Origin of the sequence: Streptomyces sp. NRRL S-31 (genome assembly GCF_000718775.1) — a bacterium.
Lineage (GTDB): Bacteria > Actinomycetota > Actinomycetes > Streptomycetales > Streptomycetaceae > Streptomyces.
Genome location: NZ_JOCB01000094.1, coordinates 13,540 through 33,480, shown reverse-complemented (window position 1 = coordinate 33,480; position 19,941 = coordinate 13,540). Strand labels below are relative to the sequence as shown.

Annotated in this window: 7 protein-coding genes; 5 read left to right on the top strand and 2 right to left on the bottom strand. The window is 73.5% G+C overall.

The features are described 5' to 3' along the window. Positions 1–41 precede the first annotated feature (41 nt). Positions 42–12,467: a hypothetical protein gene (locus IF37_RS0130410; RefSeq protein WP_030749694.1), complete on the top strand. Its 12,426-nt coding sequence runs from the start codon at positions 42–44 to the stop codon at positions 12,465–12,467. 72 nt (positions 12,468–12,539) lie between these two features. Here the strand turns inward: IF37_RS0130410 and IF37_RS0130405 are convergent, their stop codons facing one another. After that, on the bottom strand, positions 12,540–15,257 hold the full coding sequence (locus IF37_RS0130405) for an AAA family ATPase (RefSeq protein WP_253915896.1): 2,718 nt from the start codon (positions 15,255–15,257) through the stop codon (positions 12,540–12,542). A gap of 602 nt (positions 15,258–15,859) precedes the next feature. Between IF37_RS0130405 and IF37_RS0130400 the strand changes: the two genes are divergently transcribed. After that, a complete protein-coding gene (locus IF37_RS0130400; protein ID WP_158727414.1) occupies positions 15,860–17,068 on the top strand; it encodes an MFS transporter in 1,209 nt (402 codons plus the stop codon). Between the two features lie 524 nt (positions 17,069–17,592). Here IF37_RS0130400 and IF37_RS0130395 read toward each other — a convergent pair. Further along, a complete protein-coding gene (locus tag IF37_RS0130395) occupies positions 17,593–18,093 on the bottom strand; it encodes a cupin domain-containing protein (protein WP_030749688.1) in 501 nt (166 codons plus the stop codon). Positions 18,094–18,271: 178 nt separating this feature from the next. On the opposite strand from IF37_RS0130395, the gene IF37_RS0130390 reads away from it, so the two are divergent. From IF37_RS0130390 to ykgO, 3 genes are all read left to right on the top strand, one after another. Beyond that, positions 18,272–19,252: a LysR family transcriptional regulator gene (locus IF37_RS0130390; RefSeq protein WP_030749686.1), complete on the top strand. Its 981-nt coding sequence runs from the start codon at positions 18,272–18,274 to the stop codon at positions 19,250–19,252. A 265-nt stretch (positions 19,253–19,517) separates the two neighbouring features. After that, on the top strand, positions 19,518–19,682 hold the full coding sequence (rpmG, locus tag IF37_RS0130385; protein WP_030749684.1) for a 50S ribosomal protein L33: 165 nt from the start codon (positions 19,518–19,520) through the stop codon (positions 19,680–19,682). Positions 19,683–19,775: 93 nt separating this feature from the next. Continuing rightward, the gene (gene ykgO, locus IF37_RS0130380) at positions 19,776–19,898 is read left to right on the top strand and encodes a type B 50S ribosomal protein L36 (protein ID WP_030749682.1); all 123 of its coding nucleotides are present in this window, start codon (positions 19,776–19,778) and stop codon (positions 19,896–19,898) included. Positions 19,899–19,941: the final 43 nt, after the last annotated feature.

The following is a 19,941-nucleotide window of genomic DNA, read 5'->3' as shown; positions in this document are numbered from 1 at the left end:
CACCCGCCCAGACCCGGACGACCCCCACCCGGCCCGCAACCATGTCCGCCCCCGCACTCCTCCCCTCCGGCACGTCCACCACCCAGGCGCCCCCCGCCGACACGAACCGGCTGCGGCCCGGCACCATCGCTTGGAGCAATGGTGGACTGGACGACGGTCAGCACGTCCTCGAGATCGGTGACGAGCCGCCCCCCTACACGGCCTCGGACGTCGCGCCGGCCGTTCTGACCGACGGCCTGAACGAGGGCACCCAGGCGGCGACGGCCGCTGCCGGTCAGCACACGGCCACCGAAGTGCCGGCCGTACCGACGGCCGCCACCGGGGTTCCGGAGGCGCCGTACGGCGCGGGCGAGGTGCGCACCGACCGTTGGATCCCCTTCGGCTCCCGCCGCCGGCCGGACCTTCCTCAGGCCTTCGCGTTCACCCTGGCCGAGGACGGCGCGCTGCTGTCGGTCCGGCGGCCCCCGGGATCCGGGGAGCGCACCGAGGTGGGGTACGCGTGGACGTGGTACCGCGGTACCGGCCCGGCCGACGACGTACTCCACCTCACCCGGCGCATCCATCTGCGCGCCGACGGTGCAAGTCCCGCACAGCTGAGGGCCGTTCGCGAGGGCCTGGCCGACGCCCTGGAGACCCACGTCAACGAGCGCTACCACCGGTTGCCGTTGGCACAGGCGGACCGCGTCACCGGTCCGGTGCCGCCCGGCCCCGTCCTCCGGGTGAGTGCGCAGTTCACCGACGACCCGAATGCCGCGCACACCGTGGTGACCGTCCGGCCGGGGCTGCCGATGACACCCCACAGCATGGAACAGGGCGCCTGGTACACGGACGTGTATCCGATCGCCTGGGTGCACGAGTTCGTCCACGGCCTCGGCGTATGGGACGACGATCTCGATCCACGCGCGCTGCTGGCGCCGGGGGGCCGGGCGGTACAGGTACCCGAAGAAGGCGGCTCCAGCATGATGGGTCCGCTGACCGGCTCGCCCGCGTCGCGGCGGTTCCGCCTCACACCGGACCACCTGGCGCAGATCGCCGCGGTGTTCGCCCCCTACGCGCACGCCGGCGGGGCTCCCGGGCGGCAGGAGGAAGTGGTGGGGCCGGCCGGCGCGCTCGACGTCGGCACGCGTGCGCCCGACTTCGCGGCCGCCGTCGACTACGACCTCATCCACCCCGACGACGAAGACCTGGTGGTGGAGAGCGAGCCCACCGAGACGCTTTGGCGGTTCTCCGACAGGTCCCCCGAGTTCGTCTTCGTCAACGGATTCCATGCCGATGACGTCACGAACGTGGTGAGCCTGCACGGATGGGCCCTTAGAAACCCCAGCGCCCAGTTCGTGTCCACCACCCGGGGCGCCGAGCTCTGGTACAAGGACAGGCGCTACCGCTACCGCGTCGACCCCGCCCGCAACAGCGACACCACCGGTGTCGACGTGAACCGCACCTTCGCCGACCAGGGCAATCCGATCCTCACTCTCGTCGACCACGAGGCGGAGGTGGCGTTCACCCGGGCACTCGGCCCGGAGGCGATCGTCAGCGTCTACGACCGGCAGGAGGACCGGACCGGTACCTGGGACCCGGTTTCGCAGGCCGTGGTGTGGCGCGCCGGGGGCCGCCATGACTGGCAGTTCGAGACTCCGCCGCCGGACACCGCCCCGGCGGTCGACTACACGATGGCGCACCCGGACGGCCGGGAGGAGAACTCCGGCCGGGCGGACGCCGCAGCCGATTCCCCGGAGGGCCGGGCCGTCGCCGCTGCCGCGTCGCCGACGGGCCGTAGCGACGACCGGTCCGAGTCCGGACCGGTCGACCGCGCTGAGCAGACCGAGTTGGTGCGGCAGGTCGCCGCGCAGCTCCGCACCTGGGGCATCCTCGACCGGTACGAGAACCTGCCGGACAGGGTCGCGCGGGGCCACGACACGATGGACCCCGCCTGGCGCTCCCAGCCCGTCGCGCGCCGGGCGACCCTGATCGCGACCTGGATCGCCGGCGCGGAGGAGCGGTTCGCTCCCATGCTCGGCGGTTCGCGCAACGGCTCGGCCGCGACCGGCCGGACCGCTGCCGCCACCGGCGCCGGGCCGTCCGCCGCGGACCGGGTGGTCCCGGACCGGACGGCCGGCGGCCCCCAGCGACAGGCCCGGCTGCGCGCCGCCGCCGAGAAGGCGCTGCGCGAGCGGTCGCTTGCGGCGAGCGGGGCGCCGGCACTCACCACCGCCCTGACCACCGTCGCCGACCGGACCTGGCACCAGGACTGGCCGGCCGAGGAGGTCGCCCGGCTGCTGCTGGGCGACCTGGAGTGGGCCGCCCCGGACAAACAGGAGTCGATGCGGGTACTGACGCGTCCGGAGAACCTGTCCGTGCTCCGGGCGGTCACCGACAAGTACGCCCTCGGCCTGCTGGTCCAGTGGCGGCCCGCGCTGCTGAAGGTGCTCACGACGTCGCAGACGTGGCTGACCGAGATGCAAGAGCTGTCGAACACCGATCTCCTGAAGATCGACGGAACCCCGGGAGTGCTGGACATCCTGTTCCCGCCGTCCGGCGGCGATGGCGCGCGGGAACTGGTGGAGGCCCTGGACAAGGCCCCGGCTTCCCTGGCGCTGCTGCTTCGCGCCCCGCGCGTCCTCACCGCCCTCAAGGGCAACGTCGCTCGTGTCCTCGCCGTCACGTCCGCGGAACCGACGGTGAGACTCCTCGCCTCGGCGCCCGCTCTGGCCCCGGTCCTGCTGGACGGCACCGTGGACAGCGCGCGGCGGTTCGCGCACGAGTGGGCGCTGAACGACGCCCTCCTGGACGCCGTCAAGGAGAACGGGCCCGGAATCGACTACAAGGATCTGCTCAATCACGCCGTGCTGCGCGGGAGGCTACGGCTCCACGCCGACCAGGCGAGCATCCTGGTCACGTCCCCGCAGCTGCTGCGCACCGCGAAGGCCGACCCCGCAGTGCTCGACCTCCTCGCCGGCCGGCCCGGGCTGGTGGACGTGCTGGAGGACGTCGTGCGGGCCGTTCCCGCGTTCGTCGAACGGCTCGCCGCGGACCGCGGGCTGCTGGAGGCGGCCGTGGCGAACCCGGCCGTGACCGAGTGGCTCTCCCTCGATCCGGCCCACTTCGCCGAGGTTCCGGACGACGCGCTGCCGGGGCGCCTGCGCGACGCCCCCCGTCCCGCGTACGCCACCGACGAGGACCGGCAACCGGCGTCCGCCGGGCTCCCCGGCACGTCCGGCACGCTCCTGCAGGCCGTCCGGGCGGCCAGCCCCGGACTGGACGCGCTGCTGACGCGGGAGCCCGCCCTGGCGGAGCGCCTCGTGGAGCAGCAGGGGACGCCCCTCCTGCGGACCCTGGCTCAGCACCCCGGGCTGCTGTCGCTCCCGCACGAGTTCCGCCGCCTGCTCGGTCCGGAGGGGGAGCCCCTCCGGGCGCACCTGCGGGAGGACTCACCGCTGCTCGCCCCGCACCTGCTCCGGGCGGCGCTGCGGCACGAATGGTTCCGCTGGTGGATGGCCGAGTCGGGGCCGTCGCTGAGCACGGCTCCCCCGGCCGACCGGCGCCGGATGCTGGCGAGGGAAGCCGAACGGGAACCCGCCCTGGGGGAGCTGGCGTTCCTCAACCCCGCGTTCGGCAGGCTCCTTGCGACGTCCGGTGAGAACGGCACCGCCATGCTGGACGCCTGGCGGGTACGGCTCACGGACGAGCGGCCCCTCGTCCACGCGGTGGTCCCCGGGTTCAAGGGCGCGGTGGCACGGACCACGGACATCCGTGCGCTGCTGGACGTCGTCTTCCACGAGGACGCCGCGCTGGTCCGCCTGAAGGTGGGGACCCGCAGCGCGCTCGACTTCATCGACGACGAGGCCGTGGCACTTCTGCGCGCCCACCCCGACGTGCTGCCCGATCTCGCCGCACGGCCGGCCCTGCCGCTGTCCCGGCGCCACTGGCAGCGGCTCCTGCACAACGGGCCGTTGCTCGCCGCGCTCAGCACCGACAGGCGCCTGCTCGACCTGCTCGCGTCGGCGCCCGAGGCGTTCGCCGAGGCGATCGCCCGGCCCGGCTTCGTCGACGCGCTCGGCGGCGAGGAGTTCTCCCGCGGCCTCGCCGAGGTCGTCGCGTCCAAGGAGAACAGCAGGAGCGCCAAGAACAAGAAGAACCGGAGCAAGGCCTGGAAGACCGACCTCGTCCGGCTGGTCCAGGCGACCGGCGCGCCCGTGCTGACGGCTCAGGGCATCGAGCTGGCCGAGGGGGACCCCTTCCTCGCCGGGCTCTGGCAGCAATCCGCCGAACAGGCCGAGGAGTCGCTGGCCGGCCCCCTGCCGCTGGCCTGGATGGAGGACGGGCGGCAGGAACTGCTGCGCGTCCACGCGGCGGTGCGCGCCGACCGCACCCTGCTCGACGCCGCCCGGCGCAGCGAGGCGCTGGGAGCCGGCCTCTTCACCGACGCGGAACTCGCCGCGACCGTGCGGGCACGGCCCCTGCTGCTGGACCTCCTGCTGAGAAGCGATTCCAACCTCCTGGCGGCGCTGCGCCGCGACCCGGTCCTCACCTCGGCACTGCGCACCCACGACGCGCTCTACGAGTGGGCGGTGACGGCGCCGGAGGCGCCCGAGATCCTCGACCTCAAGCCCGTCCTCGTCCGGCAGCTGGCGGAGAACCGCGAGCTGATCGGCTTCGCGCAGTCCCAGCCGTCGATCTGGCTTCGGGTGCAGGCATCCCCGGTCCTGCAACCTCTGGTGTACGGGAGCGAGACCGCCACCCGTCTGTTCACGGACGGCCACGGCATCGCCCGGCTGCTACTGGACGACGAGGCCGCCGGGCTGCTGGGGGCCCTGGGCGAGGTGGAACCCGCGGACACGCGTTCGGCCGTGTTCCGCGCGGTGATCAGCGGTCTGCCGGTGGCACGGGCGCTGGTGGAGGCACCGGGACGGGTGTCCGTCCTGGCGGGAGTGCCGGGGCTGGCGGCGGCGGTGGCCGACCGCTCCGGGGTCTTCGGTGACGCGGAGGGATTCGGCCGGTTCCTGGACGCCGGGCACCTGGCGGCCGCGTTGCGCGCGCACCCCGAGCAGGCGGCAACGGTCCTGGGCTCCGCCGAACTGCTCGAGACGGCGCTGCTGAACCCGCGGGTGGTGCTCGCCCTGGCGGCGGACGGCGAGGTCGCGCGGCTGCTGACCCGCCGCCCGGAGACCCACCGGCTGCTGCGCGAACAGCCCGACACCGCGGTGGAGCTGGCCGACCCGGCCGGGTCCCTGCGCCGGGCGCTGTACACGGTACGCGGGCTGGCCGGGGCGATGGCGGACCAGCCGCGCATCGCACGGGAACTGCGGGCGGCGCCCTCGCTGGTGACGGCACTGCTGCGCAGCCACGGCCTGCTGGACCAGGCGCGGGAGGACGGTCCGCTGTGGCGTGCGGCCCGGGCCCGCGCCGTCCTGGCCGACGCCCTCAGCCCGGACGCGGTCCGTGACCTGGCCGGCCTGGAGACGGTGCTGGAGCGCCTCGCGGACCTGCCGGAGCCGCCGGCCGGCCCGGACACGCCGGAACTGCGGCGGCTGCTCGGCCGTGCCGGTCTGCTGGACGTGCTCAACGACGACGCGGAGCTGGCCGAACGGTTCCTGGCCACGCCGGCGTGGCGCGCCCGTGCGCTCGACGACCGGCGCTTCACCGAAGACCTGCGACGACTGGCCCGCGATCCGGGGCGTCTGCGGGAGGCGGTCCGGGCGGAGTCGGAAGCGGCCCTGCTCGGAGCGCTGGACGCGATCCGCGACGAGGCCGCCGGGCACCGCGGCCGGTCTGCCGGCGGGCCGGCCCGCAGGCAGGCCGGGGACCCGGCTCCGGCCCCCACCGCGGGCTCGGCGCCGCAGTCCGCCCGCTCGCCCTGGGCCCGCACGGTCCAGGCGCACCCCGAGGTGGGTGAGGTGCTGCTGGATCCGGCGGCGGCGGAATTCGCCGGCCGTCTGGACGAGCATCCGGACCTGGCGCTGCTCCTGCGCGAGGCCCACCCCACGGTCGTCGACACCCTGGTGCGGGAACCGGAAGCCTGGCGGGACTACGCCCTCGGCGCGTCCCTCGGCCCCGCGTCCGCCGAGGTGGACGGCGCGCGGGACCCGGTGGACTTCGAGAGCGCCTTCGAAGCCCATCTGGAGCGCACGGGCCTGGAGCTGTCCGGCGAGCTGCACCGACTGGTCGGCGACGCGGCCCGGACGGTGTGGACGCGGTCGCGGTCCGCACGCGACACCCCGGCGGAGGACGGCGCGGAGGTCGCCCGGCGGCTGGCGGCGTTCCGGGCGAACGACCACGGCACGTGGACCCGCAGCGCCCGGGTCGGGTACGCCGGCCACGTGACCGAGGGGTCCTTCACATCGGCGGACCTGGCGGTGCTGCACGGCGTGGCCAGGGGCGACCGGTGGCCGCGGGAGAACCGGAAGGCGATCACCGTCAACCAGGCGCTGCACGTGCACCTCGAAGGCGGACGCGGCGCGTCGCTGGCGTTCGTCCTGGATCCGGCGAGCGGCATGGTCGACCTGCTGGTGTACGCCGTCAGCGAGAAGCGGGAGGGCGACAGGTACCGGTGGCGGGGACACGGCACGGATGCCGTCCCCACCGCGTTGCAGATCAGCGCGGTGGCGGACGATCCCGCCGTGCGGGCGTCCGTGGCCCTCGCCGCCGAACTGGCCGGCCGTACGACGGAGCAGGTCCCGGAAGCCTCCGGCGACCGCAAGGGCAAGGACGGGGCCGGCCCGGCGCAGGCCGGGGACCCCCGGCGCGACTCCGCCCGGCCCGGCGACCCCGGCACCGCGCGCCTCGCGGCGGCGCTCAGGGCGTACCACGAGGCGCTGGCGGAACAGCGGACCGCGCAGAGCCTCCCCCACGCCGTCGCCCGTGCCCGAGCGGTGACGAGCGCGGACAACGCCGTGCAGAGCGCGGTCCGAGGGCTCCGGCAGCTGGGGCTGGACCCCGCCGCGCTGACCGGGGCCGCGCGGCTGGCGACCCGCCTGACGCGCCGGCTGGGTGTTCCGGCGACAGAGGCGGACCGGCTGCTGGCGCGGGCCGGCGCCCTGCTGCCCGCACCGCCGGCCGCCCCGCACGCCCGGGAACGGGCCGCGCGCGAGGCCCGGGAAGCGGCGCTCGTCCAGATCGCCGTCCACCTGCACGCCGGCGACGAGCGAGGCGCCCGGGCCGTGGCCGGGCGGCTGAACGGCACCGGCGCCGGCCCGCTCGCGCACGGTCCGGCGCCACGGACGGGTACGGAGGAGACGGGCGCCCCGGCCGCGCGCGGTCCGGTCGTCCGCAGGGTCTCCACCGGCGACTCGATGCCCGACGGGCTGCGGCGCGCGCTGGAGGACCGGGACCCGGAGGATCCGCACACCCGGGTGCTGGCCGACGCGCTGGCTTCGTACGGCGGTCCCGCGGCGACCCGCACGACCGCGGACGCCGCACCGGAGCCGTCCGCGCCGACGGTCGAGGACAGCGTGTTCCGGACCCTGGTGGGCCGGGAGCCGCTGCCGTACAGCGCCGCGGACGGCCTCGGGGCACAACCGGGCACGTCCCCGGTGGAGGCCGGCTCCGTGCGTCCGGCGTCCTCGTCCACCCCTTCGGCGCCCACCGCGCCGGCCTCCGCCACCGAATCGTCCGGGGCCGTACACGAGGCACCCGACATGGCGGCGCTGCACGCGGAGGTCGGCAGGCAGCTCGCCGGCCTGGGCTGGCCGGGCAGCGTCGACGGCACCGAGGTGGCCGCACGGTTCGGGGAACTGGACGAGCACACCAGGCGCCTCAACACGCGCGCAATCGCCTTCGAGATCGCCGGCCGCATCGCCAACAGGGGGCGGCCCCTGCGGATGAACGGCGGCGCCGTCGGCGTGGAGACGGAGATGCCGCGCTGGCGGATCACCTTTCCGAGGGGATTCCGAGCAGGGATCGACATGTCCGTCACGAACATCGCCCGCAGCCGCAGCTTCCGGGTGGTCGTCGAGGACTGGGAGACCACGGCCCCCTTCATCGAAGTGGTCAGCGAGCCGCTGGCAGTGGTGCCGGGCGATGCCGGGCGTGTCGACGTGGCCGACTACGTCGCCGACTACAGGGCCCTGCGGGACAGGCTCGCACGGCTGCCCGACGGCGCCCGCCTGTCCGAGGCGTTTCCGCGCGCGGCCGGCTTCGGGGTGTGGGCCCCGCTCGCCGACGCCCGGCTGTCCCGGGTACCCGGCATCGGGGACTTCGTCGAGCCGCAGTTCACCGTCGGCGTCCCCGTCAGCGAGCTCCACTCCTTCCTTCAGCACGTCCGTGACAACGGTCCTGACGACTCCGACTACCTCCGCCAGCACATCGACGTCGGCCTCGCTCTCGGCACCGACATCGCCGCCGCCTACCTCCGCACCGTCCTGCCCGGTGTCCCGGATCTGTCCCCGAAGCTCGTGGTCTTCGCCGAACGGTCGGAGGCCGTCAGCGCGCTGCGCGGGTTCCTCGCCCTGACCTACACGCAGGTCGCGGCGCGCGGCTACTGGCACGCCCTCGCCGCCGCCCGTGTGCCGGACGTTCCCTTGGCGAAGAACATGGCGGCCGCGCTCACCCGGACCGACCTCGCCGGCATCCGGGCCGGTCTGCCCCCCGAGGTCAGGGCCTTCCTGTCCGCGCGTGCCGACACCGTCAAGCAGATGTTCGTCCAGTACTTCACCCGAGCACTGCGGGTCGACGGCATGTACGGCGGGCTCTTCGCCGGTGTCACGGAGTTCCCCCTGTTGCAGGCGGGTGCGTTCGGCTCCATGGACACATCCATCGGCGAATACCTGTCCGCCGCGCTGACCGACGTACCGCCGCCCGTCCTGCTCCGCTCGCGGCAGGACTACGTGTTCGGCATGCACACCGGTTTCCCCACCATGGACACGAACGACGGCCGCCTCCGCATTCCCCTCGTCCCCGTGGAACTCCGCTTCTACGGACCCGACCGGACAACGGACGCGGGCCTGCTCGCCACCCTGGACACCGTGGTCGCCCAGGCCAGGAGCGCCTACGACAACGCGCGCGACCGCTCCGTCCTGCCTCCGCGCGCACTCCAGAGCGACCTCGGCACCCTCCGCGAGCTCTCGACCGGCGGCCACCCGGAGACACAGGCCCTGCGTGCCCTCCTCGACGCCGTCAACGAGCTGGAGAAACGACTGCCGCGGACCGTCAGCGACGGGCTCCTGCTGTCCGACGACAACGTCCGCCGGATCGGCCTCGGCGTCCTCGCCGCCGTCGAGATCAGAACCAGCCCCACGCCCCACCCCCAGGCCCTCCAGGCCCGCGACAACATCCGCGCCTTGCTCACGGGGTTCGCCGAGCATCTGGCGACACTCGACGTGCGGGACCCCTCGGTGAGCGGCACTCTGAGCCTCGCCACAGCCGCGGCCCGCGGCCTCACCGGCCTGCTCGCCGCGGGCGGAGGGCACGTCACCGGCCGGCACTCCGCGTCGCGGACGAGCCGGCCGGAGGCCGACGCGGCACGCCGTTCGGGCGCGGACGTGGCGCCGGCCGTCGACCTGGGCATGGTGCACCCGGACGATCGCGAGTTCCTGGTGGAGAGCGGCCCCGGTGAGGTCGTGTGGCGGTGGTCCGACCGGTCCCCCGACGAGGTGTTCCGGGAGGGGTTCGTCGCCGACAGCGCCGGCGCGCACGTCGCCCTGTGGCGGTGGACGGTCGAGAACCCGCCCGAGTCCCCGTACGTTGCGACGACGCGCAACCAGATGTACCGGTACGTCAACAAGCGGTACCGCTACACGATCGCGACCGCCGCGAACGGTGACCGCACGGGCGTGGACGTCACGGCGACCATCGCCCGCCAGCAGGCGAGCGGTTCGGTGCTCCCCGACGGCTTCGTCCCCATGGAGGAGGACGAGATCGCCTTCACCCACCGCATCGCCCCGGAGGCGATCATCGGTGTCTTCGACGCGCAGGAGAACCGGCACGGACATCGGGACGGTGCCTCGGGCCACGTCGTCTGGTCCGGGCAGGAGGTGCCCGCCGGCCCCCCTCCCCAGGACCAGCTCCCCGACTACGGGGACGCTCTGCCGTCCTACGGGGACGCTCTGCCGTCCTATGAGGAGCAGCTGCCCGCCTATCCGGACACGGCGCCCGCCTCCACGTACGCGACGCACGGCGCGGAGCGGCCCGTCCCGGAGATCCCCGTCGCCGCGGACGCCGGCGGCTCCCTCCCGCGTACGGCACCGTCCTCGCGTGACGGGGCCGGCACCGCCTCCTCGTCCGGGCGGGTCGACACCGAACGGTGGATCCCCTTCGGGCGTTCGGGCACCGAGGCGTTCGTCATCCACGCCCGCGGTGACGGCTCCCGGCGGGTGACACGGCCGGCCGCCTCGGGTGAACTCACCCGCGTCGGCTACACCTGGCGGTGGCACACCGGCCCCGGCGATCCCGCCGGGCACCTCCACCTCACCCGGCGCATCCACCTGCGCCCCGACGGAACCGACCCGCACCGGCTGGAACTGCTCAAGCAGGACGTGCGCCGGGCGGTCGACACCTTGGTCAACCGGCCCGGCCACCGCCTGCCGGTACCGGGCCTGGCCGCCGGCGACGGACCGGTCCTCCGTCTAGAGGCCGACTTCGTGGACGAGTCCGGCCCGGACCACGCCGACACGGTCGTCACCGTACGCCCGGGGGTGCCCGGTGAACGGGACATGGTGCAGAACGTGTGGTACACCGACGTCCGGCCCGAGGCATATGTGCACGAGATCGTCCACGGCCTCGGCGTGCGCGACGACAGGGCCGACCCCCGCGCGCTGCTCGTCCCGGGCGGTCGCACCCGCGCGCACTCCGGTCCCGGCACCTCCAGCATCATGGGCCCCTTCACCGAAGAGGCCCTGCGACGCCCCCTCGTCCTCACCGACGACCACCTCCGGCAGATCGCCGAGGTCTTCGCCCCGCACGCCCGCCCCCCGCGGCCCGTCGGCGACGCCGACGACCGCGTCCGGCCCGGCACGGACCCGGCGGTGGAATCCCCGCAGGGTGTGGCGGCAGGCGCGGCGGAGGATTTCGAACGGCGGCTCGGCGCGCACCATCACCACGACCCGGCCGTGCTGGCGGCCGCCCGTGCCGCCGTCGGACGCATGCGCGAGGTGCTTCGCGACGCCTTCCCCGAGGAGAGCGAGGAGCGCGTCGCCGACGCGTTCTTCACCGACGACCCCACGAGCGCCGGACAGATCGGACGGGCGGCCGGTCAGTCGGTGCGGCGCCTGGAGGACCTGCTGGCCGACGGCAGCGTGCGGGAACTGCTCACCGCTTACCTCAACGCCCTGGGCGGCAAGTCGCTGTACGAGAACGATCCAGGCCAGCCGTCCTTCACGCGGCTGATGAAGTCGCTCCTGCCGCCCCCGTCGCCGGGAGAAGGGGCGGCGGGCCGGACGGCTCGCATGGCCCGGGCCGCCCGTCTCGGGCTGGACGTCGAAGCGCTTCGTGCCTACGACGACTTCCTGCACGGCGGCCCGCGCGCGCGGTGGGAGAGGACGGTGGCGGACGACCCCGCACTGGCTCGGCAGAAGCACCTCTTCTCGGCGCACGATCCGATCGCACTGGGCAATCTCGCCGCCTTCGGGCCGGACGGCCGGGACAAGGACCCGTTGGAGGTGGTGCGCAGCCAGAACACGCGCGTGCCCCGCTCGGAGCGCGACCGCGCGACCGGCGACCGCAAGAGCACCCCTCGGCACTACAGTCGACTGGGTGTGCCGTTGTCGTCCCGCGAACGCGCGTTCCTCGTCCGGCACGAACGCGCGTTGACGCTCGAAGGATTCACGGTCGACGACATCCCACTCGACACGCTGACGTTCGACCCGACGACCGGCATGCCCGATCTGGCCGGCGTCCTCGCCCGCCCGGATGTGATCTCCGTGGAGGTGCACCGGGCTCCTGCCGTGCGGGAAACCACGGAGGAGAGGGTGGGTGCCGAGCCCGCCGCGGGCCGTCCCGTGACGCGGGTCGTGGCCGTCCTGCGCCAGGACGTCACCTTCGCGGCGCCCCGCGACGCCGATCTCGGCGACGACGTCGCCGGCCCCGAGATGCCGGTCGGCTGGGTCGAAGGCACGGCGTACCACGACGTCGACACCACCACCGACTGGTACCGGGAGTGGCACGGGCAGCGGAACATGCCCGTGGTGGCCGGCGTGTCCGGCACCACGCTGCGCTCGGTGCGCGCGTTCCAGTGGCTCAACGTGGCCGACGCGTCCGTCGCGGACTTCCGCAGGGCGCTGCTGGCGTGGATGCTGCCCGGCCGGGACCACTCACTCTTCGAGATCGTCCGCGGCTTCCACTTCGCGGACGTGGCCACGGAGCGGGAGGAGCGGGCGACGCGCACCTCGCCGGCGGACCTGTACACCGTGCCCACGCTGGTCCCCGTACATCTCAGGCGCCTCGCTCCCGGGTCGGCCCCGCCGACCGGTTCCGCTTCCACGCCGCGCGGCGGCATGTCCGCGAGGCACTCGTCCGCGCCCCGGACACCCGGGTGAACCTCGGGCGCGGGCCCTCCGCCCGGGCGCGGCTCGCCGGCTCGTCGTCCACAGCCGTCGCCGGACTCCGCGTCAGTCGAGCGCGCCCGCGAGGACGGAGGCGAGCTGCGACCGCCGGCTGATCTGCAACTTCGCGTAGGCCTTGTACAGGTGCGCTCCCACCGTGCGGTGGGAGAGGTACACCCGGTCGGCGATCTGCTTGTTCGTGTAACCCTCGGCGGCCAGCCGAGCTACGTGCAGTTCCTGGGCGGTGAGGATGCTGCCGGCGTCGAAGCTCCTGGTGGGCTGGGTCCGCTCCCCGCCGCCGGCGGCGCGCAGTTCCTGCGCCGTTCTCCGGGCGAGCGGAGCCGCGTGGTGCGCCTCGAAGACGTGCAACGCCGCGGCGAGGTGGTCGCGTGCCTCCGTGATGCGGCGTTCGCGCCGCAGCCACTCGCCGAAGAACAGCCGGGTCCTGGCCAGGTCGAGGTGCGCGGTGGTCCGCTCGCCGCGTCGTATCGCCTCCTCGAAGTGGTCGCGTGCGCCGCTGCCCGGGGTCAGCAGCGCCTTCGACCGTTCGACGAGCATCGCGAGATGGTCGGAGTCGCTGGACGCGAGGGCTGTCGTCGCCATGCCGAGCCAGCCCTCCACCGCCTCCGGCCGGCCGGCTCGGACGGCCACGTCGGCGAGGTCGCCGCCGGCCCAGACGCCGATGGGTAGGTGCTCGACGCTCTTCAGCAGGTGGACGACCGCCTCGTCCGGCTGGCTCTCGTTCGCCGCCATCTGGGCGGACGCCCAGGACGCGACGGCCTCCACCCTGGCGAAGGGCATCAGCCCGGACAGCTCGCCACAGGTCTCCAGAGCGGAGGCCGCGAGTTCCTGTTCACCGCGCCATGCGCGTGCACGCGCGATGTTCGCCGCGGCCAGTGCGCCGACCACCGGCATGCCGAGATCGGCGCTGAGGCGCAGTGCGTGCTCCGAGTCGGCGAGGCCGGCGGCGATCTCGTTGGCCGTCACGCGTACCGTTCCGCGCCCGGCGATGGCCACCGTCTCGTCGCTCGTCCGTGCCGACCGGTGGAACATGTCGATCTCGGCGGTCCAGACGCGGGCGGCCTCGGTGAGGTCGTCGGTGTCCTCGACGGCGAAGGCGAGGCAGTTCAGCAGGGTCGCGTCCGAGTCGCGCACCCGCCCCTGGAAGATCGACAGTGCCTTCTCGACGGACGTGATCCGGTCCGCCGGACTGATCAGGGCCAGGCCGATGCCCTGAAGCACCCGCTGTTCCTCGGTGACGGCGAGGTCGGGCCGCCGCAGTTCGTCGGTCACGGCTCGCATGATCTCGGCGGAGGAGTCCTGGCGCAGGTAGCTTCGCACCGCCGCCCAGGTGAGGATCTCGAGCCGGTCAGCCGGCTCGCTCAGGGTCCGCGACAGCTCGACGAGTTCGTCACCGCGGCGCCCTTGGAGCGCCGTGCTGGTGGTGGAGATCAGCAGTTCGGTGCGAGCGGACTGCACGAGCGATGCCTCGTCGTGGACGACCGGCATCGCCTCGGCGAGCAGGGCGGCGGCGTCGGCCGTCGCGCCCGCCTGCCGCGCGGCCTCGGCCGCCATCACCGTGCGTCGCGCCCGCTCCGCCGCGACCGGGGTCAGGGCGACCGCGCGTCGCCAGGTGGCGGCCGCTTCGGTCCGCGCACCCCGGCGGCCGGTCGCCAGGGCGAGTTCTTCGAGTTCACGGGCGACGTCCTCGTCCCATCCGACGGCGGCCGCGGCCCGGTGCCGGACAGCACGAGCGGCATCGTCGATGACCGCCGCCAGCTGTGTGTGCACGCGGGACCGTGCGTCGGAGTCGGCGTTGTCGTACACCGCCGAAGCCACCAGCGGGTGACGGAACCGGTAGGCGCCATCGGTGAGCGAGATCAGTCCGAAGCTCTCGGCCGGTGCGAAGTCGCCTCGGTCAAGGCCCAGGTTACGGGCCGCCCGCACCACCTCGTGGCTGCTCGCGTCCTCCCCGGCGGCGGCGACGAGGAGGGCTCGCCGCGTCGCCCGGGGCAGCAGGGCGACCTCGGCCAGGAACGAGTCCTCCAGACGTTTGCCCATCGGTAGGCGGCTGCGCTCGACGGAAGGTGGATCCTCCGTCCAGGACGGGTCGGCCGACCATTCGGTCAGTGCGAGCGGGTTGCCCCGTGCGTACGCGACCAGGCGGTGCCGCTGCGGCATGGTCATCGCGGGCGCGTGTGCGCCGATCAGGTTCAGCGCGTCTTCCTCGCCGAGCGGCGCCAGGGGCAGGTGGTGCCCGAAGTGCGACCCGTGGTCCGGGTAGACGGGATCGGCCCGTGTCGTGGCCACGAGCAGCGCCGGCAGGTCGCCCGTGCGGGCCGCTAGGAACGTGACGATCTCGGCTGTCGACCGGTCGAGCCAGTGCAGGTCCTCGATCAGCACCACGAGGGGACTCGCCGTCGCGGCCTTCTCCAGCAGCCCGAATGCGGCGAGCCCGGTGATGAGGCGGTCGGCCGGCTCTCCCTCCGCCCCGAACGCCACGTCGAGAGCCGTGCGCTGGCGCGGCGGCAGCGCGTCGACGCGGTCGAGCAGGGGAAGCAGCAGTTCGTGCAGTCCCTCGAAGCCGGCCGCGCCCGCGCCGCGGATGCCGCGACACGACAGCGTCCTGAAGCCTGACGAGGACGCCGCCTCGACGGCTGCGGATACGAGCAGGCTCTTTCCGATGCCCGCTTCTCCCGACACGAGCACCGAGGACCCGTGTCCCCGCCGCGCCGAATCGAGGAGGGCGGCCAGTTGGCCGAACTCCGGTTCCCGTCCGATCACGTGCACACACCTTCCGCCAGCTGCCCGGACGCGCGGCAGTCGTCTTGCGGTCGGCGGCCCGAACCATGTGCCGGGACAGTTACTGCAGTATGCCCGACCCAATCAACATAGGACAACACAATCACAACATAAACTCCATATTTGTGGGTCTCTCCGCCGTGGCGTTCACCGTCTCAGCCGGAGCCCGGCGCTCCCACGTGTGAACGGCGGACAGTGACATGTAGTTCAAATCCGGACCTGTGACCTCCCCTATAGCGCGGGTGTGACAGCGCGACATACCTTTGCGCACGAAGGTGTGACCGCCGCGTCACCCTCGGACAGAAAGATGGTGCGTCATGTACCGAGCGACGGAACTTCCTCCCCCGGACTGGTTCGCGGGTCCCCCGGACTGGTTCGCGGGTCCCCCGGACTGGTTCGCGGGTCCTTCGGACTGGTCCACCAAGTAGCCCGAGGGGGTGGGCGGCGGACCATCGACCGACTCCCTCGTCCACCCCACCGGCGCCCGCGGGGCGACGGGCCGGCTCCACGGGAAGGCACATGGCTCAGCAGAGATCGGCAGCTTCATGAGGATGTGGGCCGTACTCCGGCTCCGCGAATTCCGCGTGACGAGCGCGACGGAATTCCTTTCCGTCATAGGGGACCAGTTCTCCCGCGTCGCCCTGACCGTCATGGTGTTCGACCGGACGGACTCCGCCGCTCTCACCGGCCTGACCTACGGGCTCACCTACCTGCCCACCATGGCCGGCGCCCTGCTGCTGTCCACCGTCGCGGACCGCAGGCCGCGCCGTGAGGTCATCGTCGCCATCAACGCCGTCCGTGCGGTCGAGGTGGCCGCCATGACGATTCCCGGCATCCCGCTGGCGGCGCTGTGCGTCCTGGTCGCCGCGTCGTCGTTCCTCAACGGGCCCTACAAGGCGGCCCATCTGGCTCTCCTGCGGGACATCGTCGACACGGAGCAGTACACGGCCGCCATGGCGTTGCGGCAGTCCGTGAACCAGGCGGGGCAGCTGGCCGGCTTCGCTGCGGGCGGCATCATCGCCTCGACCGTCAGCCCCCGGGTGTGCCTCGCCGTCGACGCCGCCACCTTCGCGCTGTCAGCGGTCCTGATCAGATCCTTCGTCAGCTCCCGGCCCCTTTCGGCCTCCGCTGCTCAGCGACGCTCGCTGGTCGGCGGTCTGCGTGTGGTGTGGAGCGGTCGCGGACAGCGCGCGATCTTCGCTTCGACGCTGTCCGGGCTCTTCCTGATGGCACCCGACAGCCTCGTCGCCCCGTTCGTGCACGAGATCGGCGCGGATCCGGCCTGGGTGGGTTTCCTCCTGGCGGCCTCCGCCGCCTGTTCCTTCCTGGGGCTGGGCCTCTTGGCGCGTTTCCTGCCCGAACGCCACAGGACGCGCGCGTTCCCGATCGCCTGCCTGGCGGCAGGAGCACCACTGCCGCTGGTGCTGCTCGGTGGTGGCCCCGGCTCCGCCCTGGTCGTCTTCGGACTGAGCGGCACGCTGTGGGCGATCCAGGTCGTCCTCTCCGTGTCGTTCCTCGGCGACATGCTGCCGGACGCCCAGCGCGCCCAGGGAATGGGCGTGGCCGCGTCCATGAACCTGACGGCGCAGGGCATCGGTGCCGCCCTCGCCGGCCTGGTCGCTCAAGTCACCGGCCCCCGCGCGGCCATCGCGCTCGCCGGCGTCGCCGCCGTGCTGTTCGCCCTCTGGCCGAGCACGCTGTGGCTGCGCCGCAACGCCGGCTCCCGGGTCTCCCGCGGGCCCGGCAACTCCGGCAAGCCGGGCGAGCACGAAGGCGCACCCCTGTCCGTGTGACGGGCCGGACGTTCCTCCGGTCCGCCGAGCGATCGGCCCGACGCGGCCCGCGGTGGGCCGGGACCGGCTCATGGAAACGCGCCGGACGCCACCCTGGTCCGAGTGCGGTCCGTCCGGATGCGTCAGGTGAGGCCGAGGGGGTTCCGTTCGGATCAGGCCGGATCAGACCGCGGCGTCCGGTGCGGTCATCGCAAGGCGGAGGATCACCCGCGTACCGGCCCCTCGCGGGTGCTCGGTTCGCGGCGGCGGCAGACGGCCGCGGACACCGGCAACCCCGGTCCGCCATGGTGGCGTACCGGTCGTCTACTCGCTTCTCCCCGGGCCTGTGGGGGCTGAGCCCCGGTTTCCCGTCCGGCCCCGGCCGCACCGGACGTCGGACGAGCGACTCCCGTGCGGCCGGGGCCGGCGGCGGGAGGCCGGCGACCGGGTGAGGAGAGGCCGCGGGACGGCAGCGCTACGGGGCCCCGTCCCTCCCGCAGGAGGGGTGCGGGAGGGAGCCGGCCGGTACGGGCAGGGCGCCGGGCTCAGGGAAGCAGCGGCGGGCCGACGATCTGGATGCCGTGGGAGGCCGCGACGCGCGTCAGCTCCTCCGGGTCGGGGCCCGCGCCGCCGGCCAGGGCCTCGGCGGCGGCAAGGGGGACGCCCATCTCGGCCACGAACTCGTCGAAGCCGCCGCCCGGGGTGTGCAGCGTCAGGAACCGCGCCTGGGGCGAGGTCACCACGAAGCCGTGCGCGAGCCCCCTGGGGAGCAGGGCCAGGGCACCCGCGCCGACACTGCGCACCTCGTTGCCGACCTCGACCCGCAGGGTGCCCTCGAGAACCAGGAAGGTCTCCTCGTCCGACTCGTGCAGGTGCAGCGGAGACATGTAGCCGCGTTCCCCGCTGTGCTCCAGCAGCGCGTAGGCGCCCGCGGTGTCCGCCGCCCGGGCCCGGATGCGTACGAGACCGCCCAGGAAGTTGACGGCGGTCTGGGTGTCGGGGTCCGTCAGGACAGGGGAACTTATGTTGCCGGACAGGGACGTCATGTGAATCCTCGCTTCCGATGCGTTCGTTGTCATCTCAACAGAACCGGTCGGGTACCGTCCAAGACCGTTCCGACATCAGGCGATGCCGTGACGGAATGCCCCCGCCGGCGCGAGGGTTCTTCCTTGCGGACGTGGCCGTGCCGCGTCCGGCGCCCCGACCGCGAAGGTGACTTCTCTTGTGAACACGTCAGGAACACCGTTCAGGACGACATCGTCCGAGCCCGATGTCGAGCCCCGGTTGCTGAGGGCTTTCCTCGCGGTCGCGCGGGAGGGGCACTTCGGGCATGCCGCGAGCAGTGTCGGCGTCGCCCAGCCGGCGCTCAGCAGACAAGTGCAGCAGTTGGAGCGGCTGCTCGGGGTGGTGCTCTTCGAGCGCACGCCCCGGGGAGCCGAGCTGACCGCGGCCGGCCGGCTGATCGTGCCGTACGCCGAACGGGCATTGGCGCAGAACCGCCGGCTGGTGCGGGCCGCCCGGTCGGTGGCCGCGGGCCGCGAGGACGCCGTGGTGCTGACGGTGTCCGCCCCGCTGCCCGGACCGCCCGGCGGCCTCCTCGCCGAAACGCTGCGGTCCTTCCGCACCGCTCACCCGCATGTGCGGGTGTCGGTGACCGGCCTGGACGACCACGACGAGACGGCCGCGCTCGTCGGCGGACGCGTCGACGCGGTGCTGACCTGGGACGAGCATCCCGTCGACGGATGTGTGAGCGAGGCGCTGATCGAGGAGCACACCAGCGCGCTCGTGGGACGGGAACACCCGAAGGCCCGCGCGACGCAGGTCACGGTCTCCGACCTGGCCGACGACGCCTTGCTCTTTCCGGTGCGGGAACGTGGGCACTGCTGGGCGCAGTTGCAGGCCGCCGCGCAGGCCGCGCATGTCGAACTGAACGTGATACCCACCGCGCCGTCGGCGGTGACCGATCTGGTGGCGGCGGGGCTCGGGGTGTCGGCGGTTCCGGCCTCGTTCCGTTTCGCCGCACATCCGGAAGTGGCCTTCGTGCCGATCCCCGGCCTCTACCACCGCATGAGCGTCATGTGGCGCGGCGACGACGATGCGGATGCGGTGGCCGACTTCGTGAGCGCGTGCCGGGCGACGGCCCGCGGCCTCGCCGCCGCCCACCCCGACATATGGCGACCGGCCCACCAGGATCCGGCGTCATGAGGCGGCGCGACTCGTAGCCGGCTCACCACGGGCGGTTCACATGTGCCGGGGTCCTCGTCCCACCCGGCCGTGGGCCGACCGGGCGCCAGGCCCACGGCAGTCGTCGGCCGTGGATGCCCGGTGGGCGGAGCGCGGACGGGGCGGCGCCGTCGTGCCTCCCGGCCCCCTCACCGGCGCCGGGAATGCGGGGCCGGCGGATGCCGTTATACCTCCTGCCTGACATGCCCGAGTCAATCGACTCGGGTGCACGTGAAAGGGGCATCTCATGACACGCGGCACCACGCGGCCCGTCGTCAGACTGACGTCGACAGCCGGCACCGGCGTCACCTACGTGACCCGGAAGAACCGCCTGAACGACCCCGACCGGCTGACCTTGCGCAAGTACGACCCGAAGACCGGCACGCACGTCCTCTTCCGCGAGGAACGCTGACCCGGGTGCAGCGGTTCGAGCGGCGCTGAGGGAACACCGCTCACACCCGCCGTTGACGGCGGTCCCGGTTCGATCACACACAAGGAGACGGCCATGAAGGTACGCAACTCGTTGCGCTCGCTCAAGAACAAGCCCGGCGCCCAGATCGTCCGCAGGCGCGGCGTGACGTTCGTGATCAACAAGAAGGACCCGCGCTTCAAGGCCCGCCAGGGCTGACGCCCCGCGCCCCGCACGTGGATCGCGGCCCCGCCGGGGCGCA

Coding starts and splice junctions, on each gene's coding strand:
- rpmG (WP_030749684.1), top strand. CDS start 19,518: ATGACACGCGGCACCACGCGGCCCGTCGTCAGACTGACGTCGACAGCC.
- IF37_RS0130410 (WP_030749694.1), top strand. CDS start 42: ATGTCCGCCCCCGCACTCCTCCCCTCCGGCACGTCCACCACCCAGGCG.
- ykgO (WP_030749682.1), top strand. CDS start 19,776: ATGAAGGTACGCAACTCGTTGCGCTCGCTCAAGAACAAGCCCGGCGCC.
- IF37_RS0130395 (WP_030749688.1), bottom strand. CDS start 18,093: ATGACGTCCCTGTCCGGCAACATAAGTTCCCCTGTCCTGACGGACCCC.